Annotated in this window: 17 protein-coding genes; 10 read left to right on the top strand and 7 right to left on the bottom strand. The window is 66.2% G+C overall.

The annotated features are described in order from the left end of the window. Positions 1-58 precede the first annotated feature (58 nt). The gene (gene uvrA, locus FB461_RS04955) at positions 59-2,893 is read left to right on the top strand and encodes an excinuclease ABC subunit UvrA (RefSeq protein ID WP_142119513.1); all 2,835 of its coding nucleotides are present in this window, start codon (positions 59-61) and stop codon (positions 2,891-2,893) included. 220 nt (positions 2,894-3,113) lie between these two features. Here the strand turns inward: uvrA and FB461_RS04950 are convergent, their stop codons facing one another. Beyond that, a complete protein-coding gene (locus FB461_RS04950) occupies positions 3,114-4,658 on the bottom strand; it encodes a hypothetical protein (protein WP_142119511.1) in 1,545 nt (514 codons plus the stop codon). A gap of 203 nt (positions 4,659-4,861) precedes the next feature. Here FB461_RS04950 and uvrC point away from each other — a divergent pair, with 203 nt between their 5' ends. The 3 genes from uvrC to FB461_RS04935 all read left to right on the top strand — a co-directional run bounded on the left by uvrC (position 4,862) and on the right by FB461_RS04935 (position 8,914). After that, complete coding sequence (gene uvrC / locus FB461_RS04945) at positions 4,862-6,877, top strand: excinuclease ABC subunit UvrC (RefSeq protein ID WP_142119508.1); 2,016 nt, start codon at positions 4,862-4,864, stop codon at positions 6,875-6,877. A 67-nt stretch (positions 6,878-6,944) separates the two neighbouring features. Further along, on the top strand, positions 6,945-7,880 hold the full coding sequence (rapZ, locus tag FB461_RS04940; protein ID WP_142119507.1) for an RNase adapter RapZ: 936 nt from the start codon (positions 6,945-6,947) through the stop codon (positions 7,878-7,880). 2 nt (positions 7,881-7,882) lie between these two features. Continuing rightward, positions 7,883-8,914, top strand: a complete 1,032-nt coding sequence (locus FB461_RS04935) for a gluconeogenesis factor YvcK family protein (protein WP_142119505.1) — start codon at positions 7,883-7,885, stop codon at positions 8,912-8,914. 164 nt (positions 8,915-9,078) lie between these two features. Here FB461_RS04935 and whiA read toward each other — a convergent pair whose 3' ends face one another. Further along, entirely contained in the window at positions 9,079-10,059 is a 981-nt protein-coding gene (gene whiA / locus FB461_RS04930; RefSeq protein ID WP_142119503.1) for a DNA-binding protein WhiA, read from the bottom strand. A gap of 436 nt (positions 10,060-10,495) precedes the next feature. On the opposite strand from whiA, the gene gap reads away from it, so the two are divergent. From gap to secG, 4 genes are all read left to right on the top strand, one after another. Continuing rightward, on the top strand, positions 10,496-11,503 hold the full coding sequence (gene gap / locus FB461_RS04925; protein ID WP_142119501.1) for a type I glyceraldehyde-3-phosphate dehydrogenase: 1,008 nt from the start codon (positions 10,496-10,498) through the stop codon (positions 11,501-11,503). 206 nt (positions 11,504-11,709) lie between these two features. Beyond that, positions 11,710-12,915: a phosphoglycerate kinase gene (locus tag FB461_RS04920; RefSeq protein ID WP_142119499.1), complete on the top strand. Its 1,206-nt coding sequence runs from the start codon at positions 11,710-11,712 to the stop codon at positions 12,913-12,915. 44 nt (positions 12,916-12,959) lie between these two features. After that, complete coding sequence (gene tpiA, locus FB461_RS04915) at positions 12,960-13,745, top strand: triose-phosphate isomerase (protein WP_142119497.1); 786 nt, start codon at positions 12,960-12,962, stop codon at positions 13,743-13,745. A 111-nt stretch (positions 13,746-13,856) separates the two neighbouring features. Next, positions 13,857-14,099: a preprotein translocase subunit SecG gene (gene secG / locus FB461_RS04910; RefSeq protein ID WP_142119494.1), complete on the top strand. Its 243-nt coding sequence runs from the start codon at positions 13,857-13,859 to the stop codon at positions 14,097-14,099. A gap of 244 nt (positions 14,100-14,343) precedes the next feature. Here secG and pgl read toward each other — a convergent pair whose 3' ends face one another. The 5 genes from pgl to tkt form a co-directional block, all read right to left on the bottom strand. Then, the gene (gene pgl / locus FB461_RS04905) at positions 14,344-15,090 is read right to left on the bottom strand and encodes a 6-phosphogluconolactonase (RefSeq protein ID WP_142119492.1); all 747 of its coding nucleotides are present in this window, start codon (positions 15,088-15,090) and stop codon (positions 14,344-14,346) included. After that, a complete protein-coding gene (locus FB461_RS04900) occupies positions 15,090-16,037 on the bottom strand; it encodes a glucose-6-phosphate dehydrogenase assembly protein OpcA (protein WP_142119490.1) in 948 nt (315 codons plus the stop codon). Before FB461_RS04900 ends, pgl begins: the two co-directional genes overlap by 1 nt. Then, complete coding sequence (locus tag FB461_RS11970; protein WP_170222616.1) at positions 16,034-16,180, bottom strand: hypothetical protein; 147 nt, start codon at positions 16,178-16,180, stop codon at positions 16,034-16,036. The genes FB461_RS04900 and FB461_RS11970 overlap by 4 nt, the downstream gene beginning before the upstream one ends. Continuing rightward, entirely contained in the window at positions 16,177-17,715 is a 1,539-nt protein-coding gene (gene zwf, locus FB461_RS04895; RefSeq protein WP_142119488.1) for a glucose-6-phosphate dehydrogenase, read from the bottom strand. Before zwf ends, FB461_RS11970 begins: the two co-directional genes overlap by 4 nt. 63 nt (positions 17,716-17,778) lie before the next feature. Next, positions 17,779-19,887, bottom strand: a complete 2,109-nt coding sequence (tkt, locus tag FB461_RS04890) for a transketolase (RefSeq protein WP_142119486.1) — start codon at positions 19,885-19,887, stop codon at positions 17,779-17,781. A gap of 448 nt (positions 19,888-20,335) precedes the next feature. Between tkt and FB461_RS04885 the strand changes: the two genes are divergently transcribed. Further along, entirely contained in the window at positions 20,336-21,295 is a 960-nt protein-coding gene (locus tag FB461_RS04885) for a heme o synthase (protein ID WP_142119484.1), read from the top strand. Continuing rightward, positions 21,289-22,239, top strand: a complete 951-nt coding sequence (gene xerD / locus FB461_RS04880) for a site-specific tyrosine recombinase XerD (RefSeq protein WP_142119482.1) — start codon at positions 21,289-21,291, stop codon at positions 22,237-22,239. Before FB461_RS04885 ends, xerD begins: the two co-directional genes overlap by 7 nt. The last annotated feature ends 67 nt before the right edge of the window (positions 22,240-22,306 follow it).

Raw genomic sequence — 22,306 nt, 5'->3', positions numbered from 1 at the left:
CGCCACGCGCGGTCGTACAGATGTGCGAATCGAGGGATTTTCGTCCTAGAATGATGTGGTGAGTGAACGCCTCGTCATCCAGGGTGCGCGGGAACACAACCTGCGCAACGTCAACCTCGACCTACCGCGAAACAAGTTAATCGTCTTCACTGGCCTTTCGGGATCCGGGAAGTCCTCCCTCGCGTTCGACACGATCTTCGCCGAGGGGCAGCGCCGGTACGTCGAGTCGTTGTCCGCGTACGCGCGGCAGTTCCTCGGCCAGATGGACAAGCCGGACGTCGACTTCATCGAGGGCCTGTCACCCGCGGTGTCGATCGATCAGAAGTCGACCAACCGGAACCCGCGATCGACAGTGGGGACGATCACGGAGGTCTACGACTACCTGCGGCTGCTCTTCGCACGAGCGGGGACGCAGCACTGCCCGGTCTGCGACGAGCGGATCGTGGCGCAGTCCCCGCAGCAGATCGTCGACCGGCTCCTGGAATTACCCGAGGGTACTCGCTTCCAGTTGCTCGCGCCGGTAGTGCGTGGGCGCAAGGGGGAGTACTCCGATCTGTTCGCCGACCTCGTGACGCAGGGCTTCTCTCGCGCGCGCGTCGACGGCCAGGTGTCTCAGCTCTCCTCACCGCCTGCCCTGGAGAAGAAGCTCAAGCACGATATCGACGTAGTGATCGACCGGCTCGTGGCCAAGGACGGCATTCGCCGCCGCCTTACCGACTCGGTCGAGACGGCGCTGCGGCTGGCCGACGGCCTGCTAATCGTGGAGTTCGTGGACTTGGACGCCGAGGATCCTGCGCGCGAGCGCCGATTCTCCGAGCACCGCGCCTGCCCCAACGACCACCGCCTCACGCTCGACGAGATCGAGCCGCGCACGTTCTCGTTCAACGCCCCCTACGGCGCGTGCCCGGAATGCACCGGGCTCGGGAACCGACTCGAGGTGGATCCCGACCTGGTCATACCCGACGACGAACGGTCGCTCGGAGAAGGCGCGATCGTGCCCTGGGCGCAGACGTCGAGCGAGTACTTCGACCGCCTCCTGACCGCATTGGCCAAGGAGATGGGCTTCGACATGAAGACCCCCTGGAAGGACCTAGGCAAGGACATCCAGCGAGCCATCCTGCACGGCCGCAATCACGAGGTCACGGTCCGCTACCGCAATCGGTGGGGTCGTGAACGGCAGTACTCGACCGGATTCGAGGGCGTGATGCCGTTCCTGGAGCGACGTCACACCGAGACCGAGTCCGAGTGGTCAAAGGAGAAGTACGAGGCCTTCATGCGCGAGGTTCCCTGCCCCGCGTGCCAGGGCGCACGGCTGAAGCCCGAGGTGCTGGCGGTTAGGGTATCGGGGAAGTCGATCGCCGATGTCTGCAACCTGTCGATCGGCGATGCGAGCGCATTCCTTGACGATCTGACCCTCGGGCAGCGCGAGCAGGTGATCGCCGGGCAGGTACTCAAGGAGATCCAGGCACGACTCGGCTTCCTGCTCGACGTTGGGCTCGACTACCTTTCGATGTCGCGCGCCGCCGGCACGCTCTCCGGTGGCGAGGCCCAGCGCATTCGGCTGGCCACGCAGATCGGCTCCGGCTTGGTGGGGGTCCTTTACGTTTTGGACGAGCCCTCCATCGGACTCCACCAGCGCGATAACCGCCGGCTCATCGACACGTTGACGCGACTACGCGACCTGGGCAACACCCTGATCGTCGTGGAGCACGATGAGGACACCATCCGGACGGCCGACTGGATCGTCGACGTCGGCCCCGGCGCGGGCGAGCACGGTGGCCGGATCGTTCACTCGGGGGACCTAGCCGGTTTGCTGGCCTCCAAGGAGTCGGTCACCGGGGCGTACCTCTCCGGGCGGCGGGAGTTGCCGCTGCCGGCGACCCGCCGCCCCATCGATCCGGACCGCGAACTCAAGGTCATCGGTGCGCGGGAACACAACCTGCGCAATGTTGATGTGTCGTTCCCGCTCGGCGTCCTGACCTCCGTCACGGGGGTTTCGGGGTCGGGCAAGTCGACGCTCGTGAACTCCATCCTCTACACGGTGCTCGCGAACGAGCTCAACGGCGCCAAGCGAGTGGCTGGCCGGCACAAGCGCGTGACGGGTCTGGAGCACCTCGACAAGGTCGTGCACGTGGACCAGGGGCCAATCGGCCGCACCCCGCGATCCAACCCGGCAACCTATACGGGCGTTTGGGACGCGGTTCGTAAACTATTCGCCGAGACGACGGAGGCGAAGATCCGTGGCTACGGGCCGGGCCGTTTCTCCTTCAACGTCAAGGGCGGTCGTTGCGATGCGTGCTCGGGTGACGGCACGATCAAGATCGAGATGAACTTCCTACCGGACGTGTACGTGCCGTGCGAGGTGTGCCACGGCGCCAGGTACAACCGCGAAACGCTCGAGGTGCACTACAAGGGCAAGACCGTCGCCGATGTATTGAGCATGCCGATCGAGGAGGCAGCCGACTTCTTCGCGGCCGTTCCACGCATCGCCCGGCACCTCAAAACGCTCGTGGATGTCGGGCTCGGGTACGTGCGACTCGGGCAGCCTGCCCCAACCCTGTCGGGCGGTGAGGCACAGCGCGTGAAACTTGCCGCAGAGCTCCAGCGCCGATCCACCGGCCGCACGATCTACGTGCTGGACGAACCCACCACCGGCCTGCACTTCGAGGACATCCGCAAACTGCTCGGTGTGCTGCAATCGCTCGTCGACAAGGGCAACAGTGTGGTCGTGATCGAGCACAACCTCGACGTGATCAAGAGCTCCGACTGGGTCATCGACATGGGCCCCGAGGGCGGCTCCGGCGGCGGCATGGTCGTCGCGAAGGGAACGCCGGAGCAGGTGGCGAAGGTGAAGAAGAGCCACACCGGCAAGTTTCTCGCTCCGCTCCTCTGACTCGAATGCGCCTTTGAGGGCGCTTTTGAGTTGCGGGTGAGGGCAGGGACGACGGGCATCGAAGGCGACGGCCCGCCGAAGGAAATGTCAACGATTCGGGGGCCGTGCGCATCGATGAGTGCGCACGGCCCCCGAATCGTCAGCGGGAAACGTGATGAGGGGATCTCGTTGGTCGAGCCCTCAGCCGGCTCAGGAACCGCTTATCGGGACCGCGCCATGCTCACCGGCGTACTTTGACCGGCTTCGACTTCTTGCTGACGGTGAAGTATCCCGCCTTCTTGGCAGTCACCTTCACCGTGATCTTCTTCCCACGATCCTTCGAAGTCAGCTTGTACGACTTCTTCTTCGCCTTCTTGATCTTCTTGCCGTTCCGGTACCACTGGTAGGAGTACTTCAGTTTCGCCGGACTCCACTTGCCCGGCTTGGCAGTCAATTTCTTTCTCACCTTTTTGGTGCCCGCGATCTTCGGCGTCTTCGTGACGATGGCATCGGCCACTCGAAGCGTGTAGGGCTTTCCCCACGTGTTCCAGCTATCCCGGCCGTGGATCTGGATGTACGTCCCGCCCCGCGGTGCTGCGATCGCCAGTTTGCGTCCCCAGGCACCCGAAGCGTTCTTGCCGGTCAGCGACCACCTCTGGATCAACTGGTACTTCGAGTTGTAGACGGCGACGTCGTACGCCGACCCGCTCAGTCTCGCAGGGAAACGGAGGTTGATCGCAAGGCGAGCCGACTTGGTGTGGGGAACATAGAAATAGTCGGTGTCGACCGTGCAGCATTGGGTCCCCAGGATCGAGCCCTGAATCGTGGTGCCGCGCGGTAGCATCGTTGCGCTGGCGATGGAGTTGTTCGGTTCTCTTTCCACCGTCCCCGGCGTGTGCGTCGCCCGCAAGGTGTAGGGCTTTCCCCACGTGTTCCAGTTGTCCCGGCCGTGGATCTGGATGTACACGTTGCCGGTGACGTAGACCGCGTAGTCGCTGGCCCAGGCGCCGGAGGAGTCGCGTCCGATGAGCTTCACGGAGAGCCGGGTGTCCTCGGCGGCATCGAACACCTTCACGTCGTACGCGTCGCCGGACAGGTTCGCCGGGAACGTGAAGCTCAGATTGAGTCGCCCTGGCTTGCTGACCGGCACGTAGTAGTAGTCGCTGTCGACCGTGCAGCATTGGGTCCCCAGGGTCGAGCCCTGAATCGTGGTCCCCAGAGGAAGGCTGGTGGCGCTGGCGATGGAGTTGTTCGGTTCTCTTTCCACCGTCCCAGGGGTGTGCGTCACGCGGAGCTGGTACGGCTTGTTCCACGTGTTCCAGTTGTCCCGGCCGTGGATCTGGATGTACACGTTGCCGGTGACGTAGACCGCGTAGTCGCTGGCCCAGGCGCCGGAGGAGTCGCGTCCGATGAGCTTCACGGAGAGCCGAGTGTCCTCGGCGGCATCGAACACCTTCACGTCGTACGCGTCGCCGGACAGGTTCGCCGGGAACGTGAAGCTCAGATTGAGTCGCCCTGGCTTGCTGACCGGCACGTAGTAGTAGTCGCTGTCGACCGTGCAGCACTGCGTACCCAGCGTCTTGCCCGTAAGAGTGTCCCCGAGGGCCAATGTCTGAGCCGTCGCGATGGAGTTGTTCGGCTCGGTCTCGGTGACGGCCGCGGCGGCTGCGCTGGTCGCGGTGACGGCGAGGCCGACGGTGAGCAGGAGCGCCAGGATTGTGGCGGCGATAACGCTCCGACGGATACCCGCTTGTGGAGAGAGGGGATGTGAGTCCAGATGAGTCATCGGCAAGGGGTCCGTTCTTCGCGAAGATATCTTGTCGTCATGATGCCCTATCAAGACAAATGGGCACTGCCAGGCTATCCGCTCGACGCGCGAATATGAAGAGGGCTTGGAGTTCCAGATGCGGCCGTGCACTTCCCATCACGGTCTGACCGGAGCACCGTGCCCGCTCCCTTCGACCGTCATTCCCTGGGATAATCGAACGCATGGCAGACCCGGCAAGTTACCGCCCCAAGCAGGGGGAGATACCGACGTCGCCGGGCGTCTATCGTTTCCGCGACGAGGACGGCAGGGTCATCTATGTCGGCAAGGCCAAGAACCTGCGCGCGCGACTGGCGAACTATTTCCAGCCACTGCACTCTCTGCACCGCCGCACCCAGCAGATGGTCACCACGGCGGCAAGCGTCGAATGGACCGTCGTGGCGACGGAGGTCGAATCACTCGCGCTGGAATACCAGTGGATCAAGGAGTACGACCCGCGATTCAACGTCAAGTATCGCGATGACAAGTCGTACCCGTACTTGGCCGTCACTATGTGGGAGAAGTTTCCTCGCGCGCAGGTGACGCGAGGAGCGAAGAAGCCGGGGACGAGGTACTTCGGTCCCTACGCGCAAGCCTGGGCCATCCGCGAAACGCTGGACCTGCTGCTCAAGCCGTTCCCCGTTCGAACGTGTTCGGCCAGCGTGTTCCGCCGGGCCGAGATGCAGGGACGCCCCTGCCTGCTGGGCTATATCGACAAGTGCTCAGCCCCGTGCATCGGCCGTATCTCGGCGGACGATCACCGCGCGCTGGCCGATGACCTGTGCGACTTCCTGGCCGGTCGCGCCTCCGGCCTCATCAGGCGCATCACCACGAAGATGAAGGACGCCGCAGCCGAACTCGACTTCGAGACGGCCGCCAGGCTGCGCGACAACCTCGAGGCGATCAACAGCGCCATGGAATCCAATGCGCTCGTCCTGTCGGACGGCACCGACGCGGACATCTACGAGATGGTCCGCGACGAACTCGAGGCGTCCGTCCAGGTCTTCTACGTCCGTGGCGGTCGAGTGCGCGGTCAGCGCGGCTGGATCGTGGAGATCCTCGAACCGCGCACCGACGCCGAACTCGTCGCCAGTTTCATCGAGCAGGCGTACGGCGAGTACGCGAGCGACGGCGAGGGCATCGAGAAACGTGACGCAGTGCCACCGGAAGTGCTCGTCCCGGAACTGCCCGCCGATCAGCGCAATCTCGAAGCATGGCTGAGTGCACTGCGGGGTGCCAGGGTCAAGATCAAGGTCCCGCAACGCGGCGAGAAGGCGCACCTCGCGCAGACTGTGAAGAAGAACGCCGACCACGCGCTGCACCTCCATAGGATGCGCCGGTCCGGCGACCTGACGACGCGAAGCCAGGCGCTCAGCGACCTGCAAGCCGCCCTCGGCATGTCTCAGGCGCCCTTGCGCATCGAGTGCTACGACGTTTCCCATACCCAGGGGAACCAGCAGATGGCCTCCATGGTCGTATTCGAGGACGGACTGCCCCGCAAGAACGAATACCGCACTTATGCCATTCGCGGCGAGGACGGCAATGGCGCACGTGACGACACCGAGGCGATCCGCGAGGTCATGCGCCGCCGGCTCGCGCGCGTCCACGAAAAGCCCGAACCAGGCGAGGCGCCTTCGCGTCGATTCGCCTACCCCCCGCAGCTCATCATCGTCGACGGCGGCGCGCCGCAGGTACGTGCGGCCTGGGAGGTGTTCGAGGAACTGGGAGTCACCGACATAGCGCTGTGCGGGCTCGCGAAGCGCCTTGAGGAAGTATGGCTGCCCGATGACGACTACCCGCTCATCCTTGAACGCAGCTCACCCGGTCTCTACCTGATGCAGCAGCTGCGCGACGAGGCACATCGCTTCGCGATCAAGGCACATCGCAAGCGCCGTTCGCAGGCCATGACCGTCTCCGCCCTGGACTCCGTCCCTGGCGTCGGTCCGGCCCGGGCCAAGGCGCTGCTCAAAGAGTTCGGGTCGGTGAAGAAGCTACGTGCGGCGAGCGTGGAGCAGATCGCGGCGGTTCCGGGCATGGGCGCGAAATCCGCCGCGGCGGTCCTGGCCTCTCTGGCTTCGCAGGCGGGCACGGGGCCCGGCACCGCCGCAGACTCGAGTGACCTCGGCGGCGACACTTCGGGGACGAGTGCTCCTGGAGCAGTCACGGTCCCGGAATCGGACGCGAAGAACTCGTCCATGTAAGTCCCGCATCGGAGACACGAACGCGCCGGACATATCCAAGGCCACCGCGACCTGGCATGCTGACATCATGAGCGAGCCACACCCCATGACCGTGCCGACCGGGATACCTGCCGTCGAGGCTGCGGCTCACCGGCCCATCGGGGACGCGGTGAACGTCCTGATTATCACCGGAATGTCGGGCGCCGGACGGACCCGCGCCGCGGCCGCCCTCGAAGACATGCAATGGTTCGTCGTGGACAACCTGCCGCCGAACCTACTGCCACCGCTCGTCGAACTCGTATCGAAAACCGGATCGTCGGTCACTCGCCTGGCAGTCGTCCTCGATGTGCGCGGCAAGGAGTTCTTCAACGATCTCGCCGGCATCGTGGAGCAGTTGCGCAACTCATCGGTGCGCTTCCAGGTGCTGTTCCTCGATGCCTCGGATGCCGCGCTGGTCAGGCGCTTCGAGCAGGTCCGCCGTCCTCATCCGCTATCGCCCGAGGGTCGCATCCTCGATGGAATCGCCGCGGAACGAAAACTGCTGGCGCCGATCAAGAGCCGCTCCGACGCGGTCATCGACACCTCCGACCTGTCCGTGAACGAGCTGGCCAGGACCGTCCGCGCCGCGGTGCAATCGGAGATCCCCACCGAACTGAACATCGTCATTGTCTCCTTCGGCTTCAAACACGGGCTTCCGCTCGACGCCGATCACGTGGCCGACGTCCGCTTCCTCGCCAATCCGTACTGGATCACTGAGTTGCGTCACCTAAACGGCAACGACATCCCCGTGCGGGACTACGTGCTCTCGCAACCCGGAGCACTGGAGTTCGTTGACCGATATGCGAACGCGCTCGAACCTGTGCTGGCCGGCTACGAGCGCGAGGAGAAGCGCCACACCACTATCGCGATCGGCTGCACGGGCGGGCAGCACCGCTCGGTGGCGATCTCGAACGCGCTGGCACGGCGATTGCGCGAGGCCGGCCACCACGTGGTCGTGACGGCGCGCGACCTGGGGAGGGAATGACGATGGATCTGCCCGCCGAGAAGGCGCTACGGCCAGCGACGGGGTCGATTCCCGCCGTATCGGCAGCCATCCCCGATCCTGCTCCTCGGCACGTCGAGGTGCGTCCCGAGGTTGTCGCCTTCGGGGGTGGTCACGGTCTTGCCGCCACGCTCGCGTCGCTGCGATTGGTGACCGACCGGATCACGGCCGTAGTGACGGTCGCCGACGACGGCGGCTCCTCGGGACGATTGCGGCAGGAGTTCGGTGCCCTACCGCCCGGCGACCTGCGCATGGCCTTGTCGGCGCTCTGCGATGACTCCGAGTGGGGGCAGACCTGGCGCGATGTCCTGCAGTACCGCTTCGACACGGCCGGGCCGCTCGACCAGCATGCGGTGGGCAACCTGCTGATCGTGGCGCTGTGGGAGCTACTGGGGGACACCGTGGGCGGGCTGGACTGGATCGCTCGCCTCCTCGGGGCGCGTGGACGAGTCCTCCCGATGGCCGCGGTACCGCTCGAGATCGAGGCCGACGTCGATCTGGGCGGAACCATGACGTCCGTCGTGGGGCAGTCGCACGTGGCGCTGGCGGCTGGCCGCATCGGGCAGATTCGCCTGACGCCGTCGGATCCGCCCGTCGCGGATGAGGTTCTCGACGCGGTCGCCAACTCCGACTGGCTCGTGTTCGGTCCCGGTTCCTGGTTCTCATCGGTCATGCCGCACCTCGTGGTTCCCCGGCTGCAGCAGGCCATCATCGAGTCGAAGGCGCACCGGTTGCTGACCCTGAACATCTCCACCGGCGACGACGAGTCCTTCGGTATGACGGCCGCCGACCAACTCGACGCACTGCACGCGCACGCGCCCGACGTGCGCTTCGATGTCATCCTCGCCGATCCGTCGCAGTTCAACTCGCCGCGCAAGATGCGCGCCGCCGCAGCGCGCCTCGGTGCGCGTCTGGTCGTCTCGGACCTGCGACGTGCCGACGGCACTGCTCGCCACGAGCGCTTCCGGCTAGCCGCGGCCTACCGCGAGATATTCGGACTCGACGAGGCCGACTAGCCCCGCCCTCCTGCGCGAGAGCACCGGTTAGGGTTGCTGAGCGCGCCGTATAGCGGGTGCTCAGCAACCACAACCGGTGTTCCCGGTGCGTAGATCCTGATTGCCGGTAGATCGTGCCCCGGCGCAGGCCCAGGCCCCGGCCCGTCGCACCCGGCCCCGACTACTCAGAGGTCGATCAGGTCGGGGGAGAGGCCCGACTCCGTGTCACCGATCCCAAGTTCCGCCGCCCGGCGATCTGCTGTCGACAGCAGTCGCCGGATGCGCCCCGCAACGGCGTCCTTGGTGAGAGGCGGATCTGCATGCTGCCCGAGTTCCTCGAGCGACGCCTCCCGGTATGCGAGCCGGAGTTCCCCGGCCTGCCGCAGATGGTCCGGCACGTTCGGCCCAAGGATCTCGAAGGCCCGCTCGACGCGGGCGCTGGCCGCGACAGCGGCCCGCGCGGATCGGCGCAGGTTCGCGTCGTCGAAGTTCGCGAGCCGGTTGGCGGTGCCGCGAGTCTCCCGATGTATCCGGCGCTCCTGCCAGGTCTTGAGGGACGAGGAAGCTCCCATCCGGCGCAGGAGTTCGGCGATGGAATCACCGTCGCGGATGACGACGCGATCGACGCCTCGAACTTCGCGGGCTTTGGCGGCGATCCCGAGCCGCCGTGCTGCACCAACGAGGGCCATGGCCGCTTCGGCTCCGGGGCACGTGACCTCGAGCGCAGTCGATCGGCCCGGTTCCGTGAGTGAGCCGTGTGCCAGGAAGGCGCCACGCCACGCAGCCTCGATGTCAGGCGTGGAACCCGTCACGACCTGCGGCGGCAGTCCTCGGACGGGCCGTCCGCGCACGTCGAGGAGTCCCGTCTGACGGGCCAGCGTTTCACCGTCGCGTACCACGCGAACGACGTAGCGTGCGGTTTTTCGGATGCCGCCGCTGGAGACGATGATCATCTCCGACGGGTGGCCGAATACCTCGGCGATCGCGTCGCGCAGACGCTGCGCCGCCCGCTCCGAATCTAACTCGGCTTCAATGACTATGCGGCCGGAGATGATGTGCAATCCACCCGAGAACCGCAACGTGGACGAGATCTCCGCCTTCCGACAGGAAACCCGATCTACGCGGATGCTTGCGAGTTCTTCCTTCACGTCTGCCGTCAAAGCCATGTGGACAATCATGACACCGACACGCCGGAGTATCGACTCGCCGGGAAGATAGGCGCACCTTCTGCGGAATGCAGTGCCTGCGATCGCCCGTCGGCCCAGTACCGTCCGGACCCGGGGTAACCATGCTGCCAGCGAGACGCAACGCGAACGAGACCGAATTGCACCATTTGATTGCGGTGCGACTAAAGTAGTGGTTGTGGCATGTTCGTCGCATATCCCAGCAGTCTTGGACGTTGGTCCCGGTGACCGATTCCGCTGCCGGTATACGCTCGAAAGCGTCATGGACACAAGGGTTGGAGACCGTAACGACATGGTCTGCGATGCTGGTCACGAGGCCTGCATGCCCTGAGTTCGACACGTCAGTGCGTGTCCTTCGCGCGCTGCTACAGATCAACCGCAAGCGTCGGTGAATCCGGCGCTCCCTGAGGAGGGCATAGTGACAGTTCGCGTCGGTATCAACGGCTTTGGCCGCATCGGCCGTAACTTCTTCCGCGCAATTGTTGCGTCGGGCGCAGACATCGAGATCGTCGGTGTCAACGACCTGACCGACAACAAGACGCTGGCGCACCTGCTGAAGTACGACACCGTACTCGGTCGGTTCCCGCTGTCTGTGGACTTCGACGACGACAACATCATCGTCGACGGCAAGAAGATCCGCGCGCTCGCTGAGCGCAACCCGGCAGACCTGCCCTGGGGTGAGCTCGGCGCCGAGATCGTCATCGAGTCGACCGGTTTCTTCACCGACGCGACCAAGGCGAAGGCCCACATCGAAGCCGGTGCCAAGAAGGTCATCATCTCCGCACCCGCGAAGAACGAGGACGGCACCTTCGTCGTCGGCGTGAACCACACCGACTACGACCCGGCAACGCAGCACGTCATCTCGAACGCATCCTGCACCACCAACTGCCTGGCTCCCGTCGCCAAGGCCCTCAACGACGCCATCGGCATCGAGAAGGGCCTCATGACCACGATCCACGCTTACACCGGTGACCAGAACCTGCAGGACGGCCCGCACCGCGACCTCCGCCGCGCCCGCGCCGCCGCGCAGAACATCGTTCCGACCTCGACCGGTGCCGCGAAGGCAGTCTCGCTGGTCCTTCCGGAGCTCAAGGGCAAGCTGGACGGCTTCGCTCTGCGCGTTCCCGTCATCACCGGCTCGGCCACGGACCTGACCTTCGAGGCCAGCAAGGACGTCACCGTCGAAGAGGTCAACGCCGCTGTCAAGGCCGCCTCCGAGGGTGCACTCAAGGGCACGCTGGAGTACACCGAGGACGAGATCGTCTCCTCGGACATCGTCTCCAACCCCCACCAGTCGATCTTCGACGCGAAGCTGACCCGTGTTTCCAACGGCAACCTCGTCAAGATCGTCTCCTGGTACGACAACGAGTGGGGCTACTCGAACAGCCTCGTCAAGCTCACCTCGTACGTGGCAGACCGCCTCTGAGCTGACTTACCGGTTTCGGTAATTCACTCGTGACAAGCACAGCGTCCGCGTGCGCCTGCGGCTAATTAGGCCAGCAGCGTATGCGGGCGCTGTGCTGTCTAGCACCACACAAAAAGATGTAACCCCGAGGGGGCGCTGGGCAAGCGCCCCTGCAAGTCTCGTCCGTGCCCCGCACTCCTGGGGCACTGCTTCGCTAGGAGAAGGCAGTGGCAGTAAAGACCATTGAATCGCTGGGTGACCTGCGCGGAAAGCGCGTGCTGGTCCGTTCTGACTTCAACGTCCCGCTTGACGGCTCGACCATCACCGACGACGGCCGTATCCGCGCGGCCTTGCCCACGATCAAGACCCTGATCGACGGCGGCGCAAAGGTCATTCTGGTCGCCCACCTGGGTCGCCCGAAGGGCGAGCCGGACCCCAAGTTCTCGCTGGCACCCGTCGCCGCACGCCTATCCGAACTGCTCGGCAAGAACGTCGCACTCGCGACCGACCTCGTAGGAGACTCGGCCAAGTCGACCGTCGCCGCGCTGGGCGATGGCGATGTAGCTCTGCTCGAGAACGTCCGGTTCGACGCCCGCGAGACGTCGAAGGTCGACTCCGAGCGTGAGGAGCTCGCGGCTGAGCTCGCGGCGCTCGCCGACGCGTACGTGTCGGACGGGTTCGGGGTTGTGCACCGCAAGCAGGCGTCCGTGTACGACATCGCGAAGCAGCTCCCTTCCGCCACCGGGCTACTCGTCCTCAAGGAAGTCGAGTCCCTGCGCAAGGCCACGGACAACCCCGCCCGCCCCTACGTCGTCGTCCTCGGCGGGTCAAAGGTCTCGGACAAGCTCGGCGTCATCTCGAACCTGCTCGACAAGGCAGACCGCCTCCTGATCGGCGGCGGAATGGCGTTCACGTTCCTCGCAGCTCAGGGCCACTCGGTCGGCAAGTCGCTGCTCGAGGCCGACCAGATCGACACCGTCAAGGGCTACCTGGAGACGGCCGCCGCGAAGGGCGTCGAGATCGTCCTGCCGGTCGACGTGGTCGTGGCCCCCGAATTCAAGGCTGACGCTCCCGCGACGGTAGTCGCCGCGGACGCCATCCCCGACGACCAGATGGGCCTGGACATCGGCCCGGACTCGCAGAAGTTGTTCGCCGAGAAGCTCTCCGACGCGAAGACGATCGTGTGGAACGGCCCCGCCGGCGTGTTCGAGTTCGACGCCTTCGCCGGCGGCACCCGCGCGATTGCCCAGGGCATCATCGACGCCACGAAGAACGGCGGATTCTCTGTCGTCGGCGGTGGGGACTCGGCGGCAGCCGTGCGCATCCTGGGCTTTGACGAGGCCGGGTTCTCCCACATCTCCACCGGCGGCGGCGCCAGCCTTGAGTTCCTTGAAGGTAAGGAACTCCCGGGTATCGCGGTCCTCGAATCCTGATCTTTTCCTCAACCGACCACCTCACAAGCAAGGAGGCCACCGCTGTGGCTACCCGTACTCCGCTCATCGCGGGCAACTGGAAGTTGAACCTCGACCACCTCGAGGCAGTTCACCAGGTCCAGAAGCTCGACTTCACCCTCAAGGACGCGAAGCACGACTACGAGGCCGTCGAGGTCGCCGTGCTCGCCCCGTTCACCGATCTGCGTTCGATCCAGACCGTGGTCGAGGCCGATGGCCTCGGCATCAAGTACGGATCCCAGGACATCTCGCAGCACATCTCGGGTGCCTACACAGGCGAGATCTCGCCCGTGTTCCTCAAGAAGCTCGGCGTGACCTACGCGGCCGTGGGACACTCGGAGCGCCGCCAGTACCACGGTGAGACCGACGAACTCGTCGCCGCCAAGTCCAAGGCCGCGCTCGACCACGGCATCGTCCCGATCATCTGCGTCGGGGAGGGGCTCGACATCCGCAAGGCGGGAAACCACGTCGAGTACACGCTCGCCCAGGTCGACGGCGCGTTCGCGGGCCTGACCGCCGACGAAGCGGCCAAGACCGTCGTCGCGTACGAGCCCGTCTGGGCCATCGGTACGGGCGAGGTTGCAACCCCGGCCGACGCGCAGGAAGTCATCGGCGCGATCCGTGGCCGCCTCGCGGAACTGTACTCGGCGGAGGTCGCCGACGCGGTTCGCGTGCTGTACGGCGGCTCGGTCAAGTCGAGCTCGATCGTCGAACTCATGGCGGAGAAGGACATCGACGGCGGGCTCGTCGGCGGTGCCAGCCTCGACGCCGACGAGTTCGCGCGCATCGCGAGCTTCTACAAGGTGGCGTGAAGCGACACGCGGTGCACGGCATCTCGTTTGATGCCGTAGACTGTATGGCGTTGTCCAACCCCGAGATCGACGCCTGATCCGGGACGAATCCAGACGAGAGTAGTTGAAACAGTGGGAATTCTGCTGATTGTGCTGCAGGTGATCTTGCTCCTCACGAGCGCATTCCTGGTGCTGCTCATCCTGATGCACAAGGGTAAGGGCGGTGGCCTCGCCGACATGTTCGGCGGCGGTATCGCGCAGTCCGCTGGTTCATCCGGCGTTGCGGAGCGAAACCTCAACCGCATCACGATCGGCTTCTCGATCGTCTGGTTCGTGTCGATCGTACTGATCGGGCTGTTGCAGAAGTACAACTGAGCGACGACACCACATTCACGAAGGAAGGGCCCCGGCACTGCGCCGGGGCCCTTCCGCTTTGCATTCCACGGGCGTGCGTTGGTTCGCACCCACATATTTCAGTCGGGGGTACGGAATACGTAGGGGTGAACTGAAATATCACGTAGTTAACGGAGGCGAGCACCCTGCGCAGAGTGTGAGGCACGGGTACCCGGCACTCGCGCCGGCCAACAGCCACTGAGCCGCGGCGGCGCGCCCGGGCAGGCTACCTGCCGACAGCGGCGGCATCCACGAGCCACAACGTGCGCTCGGTGCCGTGCACGTGGCCCGCAGGGGCCTCTTCGACCGGCGCGCCGCCCAGGGAGCGAGAGACCGCGTCCGCCTTGGCCTCGCCGGAGGCGATCAGCCACACCTCCCGAGCCGAGTTGATCGCATCGAACGTGAGCGTCACCCGCAGGGGTGGCGGCTTGGGTGAGTTCTCGATCCCCGCTGTCGTTCCCAAGGCAGACAATCCCGCGTGGTCAGGGAACAACGAAGCCACGTGCGCATCGGGACCGACCCCGAGCATCAGCACCTCGAAGCTGGGCAGCGTGCCGCCCGGAGGCGCGAATCGCGCCAGTTCGTCGGCGTACGCGGCGGCCGCCTGGTGGACGCTCACGCCGTGGGCGGCCGGGGGCGCGACGTGCAGGTTCTCGGCTGGCAGGCCCAGCGACGCAACCAGCCGATCCAGGAGCACCTCGCGCGCCTGCAGTTCATTCCGGTCGGCGTCCCCATCGGCGACGTAGCGCTCGTCCCCCCACCAGAAGTGAACGGCGGACCAGTCGATCGCGCCGACCAGAGGCGACGCGGCGACCGAGGCAAGCGAGGCGATGCCGAGCGTGCCGCCGGTGAGCACCACATGCACGGGCGTGCGCACGCTCTGAACGTCGAGGAGGCGCGTCAACAACCTCGCGGCGACCGCGTCGGACAGCACCTCGGCGGTGGGATGAACCACGACAAGTGGCGCGGACATCAGTGGTTCCCCCTCGTCGAAACCGCGTTCCAGCCGTCCAGACGGGCGAGGCCCTTGGTGAGGACCTCGGCGTACACCTCGTCGGGGTCGAGTCGACGCAGTTCCTCCGCGAGGCATTCTCGTAGCGTGCGCACCGGCAGGGAGATCGTGTGGACCGGCTGGTTCGGCTGGTGGAGCGTGGCGACGGCGCCGCTCGGCCGCGAGATCTCGATATCACCGTCGGCGCGGGTCAGTACTACTCGCGTCACGGCTTGAGCACCCTCCACGCGGCGAATCTCGACGGGGCAGCGCAGCGACTGCGCCAGCCACGCGGCCACGAGGTCGAGCGACGGGTGATCCGAGTCGCCCTCGACGATGGCGCTGGTGACCGATTCGTAGGGCGGCTGATCCAGCGTCGCGGCGAGCAGGCCGCGCCAGACGGTCGCCCGCGTCCATGCGAGGTCGGTGTGCTGCGGGCGGTGATTCTCCCGCAGTTTCTGCAGCGTCCCGAGGGGATCTGCGGATTCCACCGTGTCGGTAATGATGGCCTGCGCCAGGTCCACGATCGCCTTCTCGGCGGGAGACGTGGGGAGCTCGCGCGGCCACCACGCGACGATGGGGGTGTCGGGCAGGAGCAGCGGGATGACGAGGTTGTCGATGTGTGTCACCAGTTCGCCGTACGCGCGCAGCACCACGACCTCGGATGCTCCCGCGTCGCCGCCGACCCGGATCTGCGCATCCAGGCGAGTGTCGGTGTCGCCTTCCTCGGCGGAAAGCACGAGCACGCGGCACGGGTGCTCGCGGCTAGCAGCGTTCGCCGCCTCCACAGACGTCTCGATGTCCTCCGGGGCTGCCACGATCACGAGGGTGAGGACGCGGCCGAGCGCGACTGCGCCGCCCTCGTCGCGCAGTTTCACCAGGCGCTTGGCAATGGCCGGTGACGTTGTGTTGGCCAGGTCGACGATCATGCTGCTCTCCTGAGGGGACTTGCGGACGAGCCCTCCGCGGGCTCGAGGTTCGGCAGGCTCGCCTGGGCACTGGGCTGGTCGTCCCGGGCGGGCTCGACGCACGAGGCGTTGGCCGAGTCCGACGAGGGCGACTCGGCGCTCACGGCCGGCGCCACGAGCGGCCATCCCGGGCGAGCATCTCATCGGCGCTCTTTGGCCCCCACGTACCTGCGCGATACGGTTCCGGCTTGCCACGCGCGGCCCAGTGCTGCTCGATCGGGTCGAGGATCTCCCACGAGCGTTCCACCTCCTCGTGGCGGGGGAACAGCGGCGGATCCCCGAGCAGCACGTCCAGGATCAGGCGCTCGTAAGCCTCGGGTGAGGCCTCGGTGAAGGCGTGCCCGTAGCCGAAGTCCATCGTGACGTCGCGGACCTCCATCGCGGTCCCCGGCACCTTGGAGCCGAACTTGATCGTGACGCCCTCGTCTGGCTGCACTCGGATGACGATCGCGTTCTCGCCGAGTTCCGAGGTCGTCTCGAACGGTAGGTGCGGTGCCCGCTTGAACACGACCGCGATTTCCGTGACGCGGCGGCCGAGGCGCTTGCCGGCACGCAGGTAGAACGGAACCCCGGCCCAGCGCCGGGTGTCGATGTCCAGGCGGATGGCGGCGAAGGTCTCGGTCGTCGATTCGGGATCGATGCCCTGCTCCTCGAGGTAGCCCAGTACCTCCTCGCCGCCCTGCCAGCCTCCCTCGTACTGACCACGCGACGTGTGACGCGAGAGGTCGCGGGGGAGGCGGACAGCCGACAGCACCTTGAGCTTCTCGGCCACGAGCGCCTCGGCCGAGAAGGACACCGGCTCCTCCATCGCCGTCAGGGCGAGCAGTTGGAGCAGGTGGTTCTGGATCACGTCGCGGGCTGCGCCGATGCCGTCGTAGTAGCCGGCGCGGCCACCGATTCCGATGTCCTCGGCCATCGTGATCTGCACGTGGTCGACGTAGTGCGCGTTCCAGATGGGCTCGTACAACTGGTTGGCGAAGCGCAGGGCCAGGATGTTCTGGACCGTCTCTTTGCCGAGGTAGTGGTCGATGCGGAACACCGAGTTCGGATCGAAGACCTCGGACACGACGTCGTTGAGCTCGCGCGACGAATCGAGGTCGTGGCCGAACGGCTTCTCGATGATCACTCGGCGCCACGCGTCGCCGGTTGACTTGGAGAGCCCGGAGGCCGCGAGCTGGCGGCACACGAGAGGGAACGATGCGGGCGGCACGGAGAGGTAGAACGCGTGATTGCCGCGCGTTCCGCGGTCGCGGTCAAGTTCCTGGACCGTTTCACTGAGCCGCTCGAAGGCCGCGGGATCATCGAAGGTGCCCTGCACGAACCGGATGCCCTCTGAAAGCTGGCGCCACGTAGACTCGCGGAAGGGCGTGCGCGAATGCGCCTTGACGGCATCGTGCACGACTTCGGCGAAGTCCTGGTCCTCCCAATCGCGGCGCGCGAAGCCGGTGAGGGCGAAGCCGGGCGGCAGGAGGCCGCGATTGGCCAGGTCGTAGACCGCCGGCATGAGCTTCTTGCGGGCGAGGTCGCCCGTCACTCCGAAGATCACCAGCCCGCTCGGTCCCGCAATCCGCGGTAGGCGCAGGTCGCGAGGATCGCGCAACGGGTTGTGATCCGCACTAACTTTCACTGGCTTAGCCACCGGTGAGTACCAATCCTTACGTCATCGTGGGCGACGGCTCGGCTTCGAGTGCGCCCGCCGGGGTCAGGCGCGGGCTGCGTCGATCGACTCGCGGGCGGCGTTCGCCACGGCGTCCGCCGTGATGCCGAACTCCTCGTACAGCTTTTCGGCGGACGCGGATGCGCCATAGTGCTCGATGCTGACGGGACGGCCGTTCACGCCAAGGTACTTGTACCAGTTCTGCGCGATGCCCGCCTCGACGCTCACGCGCGCGGTGACCGCGGGCGGCAGCACCTCGTTACGGTAGTCCTCGTCCTGCTCGTCGAACCACTCGAGGCACGGAGCTGACACGACGCGGGTGCCGATGCCGGCGGCCTCGAGTTCCTCGCGGGCGGCGACGGCCAGCTGAACCTCGGAGCCGGTGCCGATCAGGATCACGTCGGGCGTTTCCGTGGACGCTTCCAGCAGGATGTACGCGCCGCGGTCCAGACCACTGGCGGGTGCGAAGCCGTCCTCACCGCGCGGGAACGTGGGCACGTTCTGCCGGGTCAGGATCAGGCCGACCGGGCCGGAGTCGCGCTTGAGGATGGACTTCCATGCCTCGGCGGTCTCGTTCGCGTCTGCGGGGCGGAGGATCGACAGTCCGGGGATGGCGCGCGTCGCCGCGAGGTGCTCGATGGGCTGGTGGGTCGGGCCGTCCTCGCCGAGCCCGATCGAGTCGTGCGTCCACACGTAGATGGCCGGGATGTTCATGAGCGAGGCCAGGCGAACGGCCCCGCGCATGTAGTCGGAGAACTGGAAGAACGTGCCGCCGTACGCGCGGGTGAGTCCGGAGAGCGTGATGCCCGACAGGATCGCGCCCATGCCGTGCTCACGGATGCCGAAGTGCAGCGTACGGCCGTACTCGGTGCCCTGGAACTCCTGCGTGGAGTAGTGCTCGGGAATGAACGACGGCTCGCCGGTCATGGTCGTGTTGTTCGAGCCTGCGAGGTCGGCGGAGCCGCCCCAGAGTTCGGGCAGCACGGGTGCAAGAGCGGTGAGGATCTTCCCCGATGCGGCGCGCGTGGCGATGGACGTCCCTGCCTCGAAGGTCGGCACGGCCTCGTCCCAGCCCTCGGGCAGGTCTCGCGCCGCGAGGCGGTCGAACAGCGCCGATTCTGCCGGGTGGGCGGAGCGCCACGCGGCGAGCTTCTCGTCCCACTCGGCGTGGGCCGCGGCGCCGCGGTCGATGAGCTTGCGAGAGTGCGCCAGGACCTCGCTCGGCACATCGAACGAGCGGTCCGGATCGAGGTCGAGCACGTGCTTGAGCCGGGCGACCTCGTCCTTACCGAGCTTGGAGCCATGCGAGGAGTGGTTGTTCTGCTTCGTGGGGGCGGGCCACGAGATGATGGTGCGAAGACCGATCAGCGATGGCTTGCCGGTCTCTGCCACGGCTGCGGCGATCGCGGCGTTGAGCGCGTCGATGTCCTCGACGTAACCGTTCTCTCCCGCGGTCCAGTCGACGATCTGGACGTGCCAGCCGTACGCCTCGTAGCGCGCGGCAACGTCCTCGGTGAACGCGATGTTGGTGTCACCCTCGATGGAGATGTGGTTGTCATCCCAGATGACCACGAGGTTCCCCAGTTCCTGGGTCCCCGCGAAGGACGAGGCCTCCGATGTGACACCCTCCTGCAGGTCGCCGTCGGACGCGAGGACGAAAACGCGGTGATCGAACGGGCTCTCGCCCTCGGGCGCGGCGGGGTCAAGGAGACCGCGGACGCGTCGCTGTGCGGCGGCGAAGCCGACGGCGGAGGCAAGTCCCTGACCCAGCGGGCCGGTGGTGATCTCAACGCCGCGGGTGTGGTGGTACTCAGGGTGACCAGGTGTCAGCGAGCCCCAGGTCCGCAGTGCCTCGATGTCGGACAGTTCGAGTCCGAAGCCGCCGAGGAATAGTTGCAGGTACTGAGTGAGCGAGGAGTGGCCGCAGGACAGGACGAAGCGGTCCCGCCCCCACCAGCCGGTGTCCGATGGGTCGTGCCGCAGCCAGTTCTGGTAGAGGAGGTACGCCACGGGGGCCAGCGAGATGGCAGTGCCGGGGTGGCCGTTGCCGACCTTTTCCACTGCGTCGGCCGCGAGCGCGCGACTGACGTTGATCGCCTTGACGTCAAGGTCGGTCCAGTTGACGGTCTTACTCAACGGTGCTGGGGCATTCACTGCGCGCCTTACCTTCCACTCATACGGATATGTGTCGCCGCCGCTCGTCGGCGGAGCCCGTCCGGATCTGCGGTTTCGTGATCTGGCTGGGTGCACGTCCCCTCACATTTCCGCTCGGGAAAAGTGAGGAGAGGCCCAGGGCATACTGCAACCGTCCTACCCTATATCGTCCCGTCCGGTTGTCCTATATTCAGACGCTTCGGTCCCATTTTCCGCGTCCGCGCTTAGTGCGACATGTCGGTTTTCGGCACGATGAAACTCGTCCACTACACTGGCATGGATAGCGCATTCGCCCCGCGCACGAACCATGCCGGGGCCAGCGAACACGGGCCGTCCAAGCCCCGTCCCACACGTGAATGGAGCGCACTTCAGCGTGCATAGCCCGGAAATCGCCTCGTCGACTAGGCAACCGCGACCGGCTGCGCGTGACTCGCACGGCCGCAGGCCGATGAAGGGCCATGCGGCAACGGCCAGCACCAACGCGGCTGTCGGCGGCGCGTCCGCCGCGGACCGGCCCTGGGACCGGTTCGTCGGCCGCGTCGGCGCGTATGTGGCGCTGACCAAGCCGCGCGTGATCGAGCTGCTCCTGGTTGCCACGATCCCGACGATGATCCTGGCAGCGGACGGCTTCCCCTCCTTCTGGCTCGTGCTCGCAACCCTGATCGGCGGCTACGCCTCGGCCGGATCATCGGGCGTGTTCAACTGCTACATCGACCGCGACATCGACTCGCAGATGAAGCGCACCAAGCGCCGCCCGCTGGCGACCGGCGAGATCTCGGGCCGCGCCGCGCTGATCTTCGGCTCGATCCTCGGCGTCTTCTCGCTCGCGTGGTTCTGGTTCGTGGTCAACCCGCTGTCGAGCATCCTGACGGCTGGCGCGATCCTGCTCTACGTCGTCGGGTATTCGCTCATCCTGAAGCGCCGCACCTCGCAGAACATCGTCTGGGGCGGCGCGGCCGGTTGCATGCCGGTGCTGATCGGCTGGGCCGCCGTCACGAACAAGGTCGAGTGGCCGGCCATCCTGCTGTTCCTCGTCATCTTCTTCTGGACGCCGCCGCACTACTGGCCGCTGTCGATCAAGTTCCGGGGCGACTATGCGGCGGCGGGCGTGCCGATGCTTCCGGTTGTCGCATCGGACCGCACGGTTGCGACGCAGATGATCGGCTACACGATCGCCATGGTGGCCGCCACGATCGTGTTGTGGCCTGTGGCGGGCCTCAGTCCTGTATACGGCGTCTCGGCCATCCTGCTCGGTGCCTGGTTCACGTGGTCGTGCATCCAGTTACTGCGCCGCGCGGGGCATCCGGAGCGCGGCAAGCTGGACGCCATGCGCGTGTTCCACGGCTCCATCACCTACCTGTCCGCGCTGTTCGTCATGATCGCGGTCGACGTGATCCTGCCGTGGTAACTGCGGGGGAGCATCCGAACGACCACGCGCTGGTCTCGGACTACCTCGACCACCTGAGCGTCGAACGCGGGCTGGCCGCCAATTCCCTGGCCGCGTACCGCCGCGACCTGACGCGATTCCTGGACTTCCTGGCCGGGCGGGGTATCGACCTGCTGTCGGCCGGTGCCAAGCAGTTCGACGATTACGTCATCGAGTTGCGCGCCGGGAGCGAGGGCCGCAGCCCTCTGTCTGCGACCTCCACGTCGCGCGCGATAGCCGCCCTGCGCGGACTGTACCGATTCGCGTTCGACGAGGGACTCGTCCAGGAGAACCCCACGCTCGACCTGCGCCGCCCCACGACGCCGTCGCGGCTGCCCAAGGCGCTTACTACCGAGGAGGTCGCCCGGCTGCTGGCGGCAACGGGCGCGGATTCGCCGACGCAACTGCGCGATGCGGCCCTCCTCGAGTTCCTGTACGGGACGGGCGCGCGCATCAGCGAGGCGATCGCCCTCGATATCGACGACCTCGATCTGACGGCAGACTTCCCTGTCGTGCGACTCGTGGGCAAGGGGGACAAGGAGCGGATCGTCCCCGTCGGGTCGTACGCGTGCGATGCGCTCGCTGCGTATGTGGTGCGCGCGCGGCCAGCGCTCATGGCTCGTGGACGAGGCACCCCGGCCGTCTTCCTCAACACCCGAGGGGCGCGCATGTCCCGCCAGCTGGCGTGGGCGGCGCTCCGGTCGGCGGCGGAAAAGGCCTTCGGCGGCGAGGTCGAGCACGTCTCGCCGCACGTGCTGCGCCACTCGTTCGCGACGCACCTGCTCCAGGGCGGCGCTGACATCCGGGTGGTGCAGGAATTGCTCGGCCACGCCTCGGTTGCGACCACGCAGTTGTATACGAAGGTGACCCCGGAACACCTGCGGGAGGTCTACACGACCTCGCACCCGCGGGCCGTCACTGGTTGAGGGCCTTGCTGCGGTAGCGTTATTCCGTGAGCACCGCATCGAATTCCGCATCCGAGACCGCCCGGAC

Source organism: Rarobacter faecitabidus (assembly GCF_006716265.1).
In the GTDB taxonomy this organism is placed as follows: domain Bacteria; phylum Actinomycetota; class Actinomycetes; order Actinomycetales; family Cellulomonadaceae; genus Rarobacter; species Rarobacter faecitabidus.
Note: the sequence above shows the minus strand (reverse complement) of the source record. Positions and strands in the feature narration are given on the sequence as shown.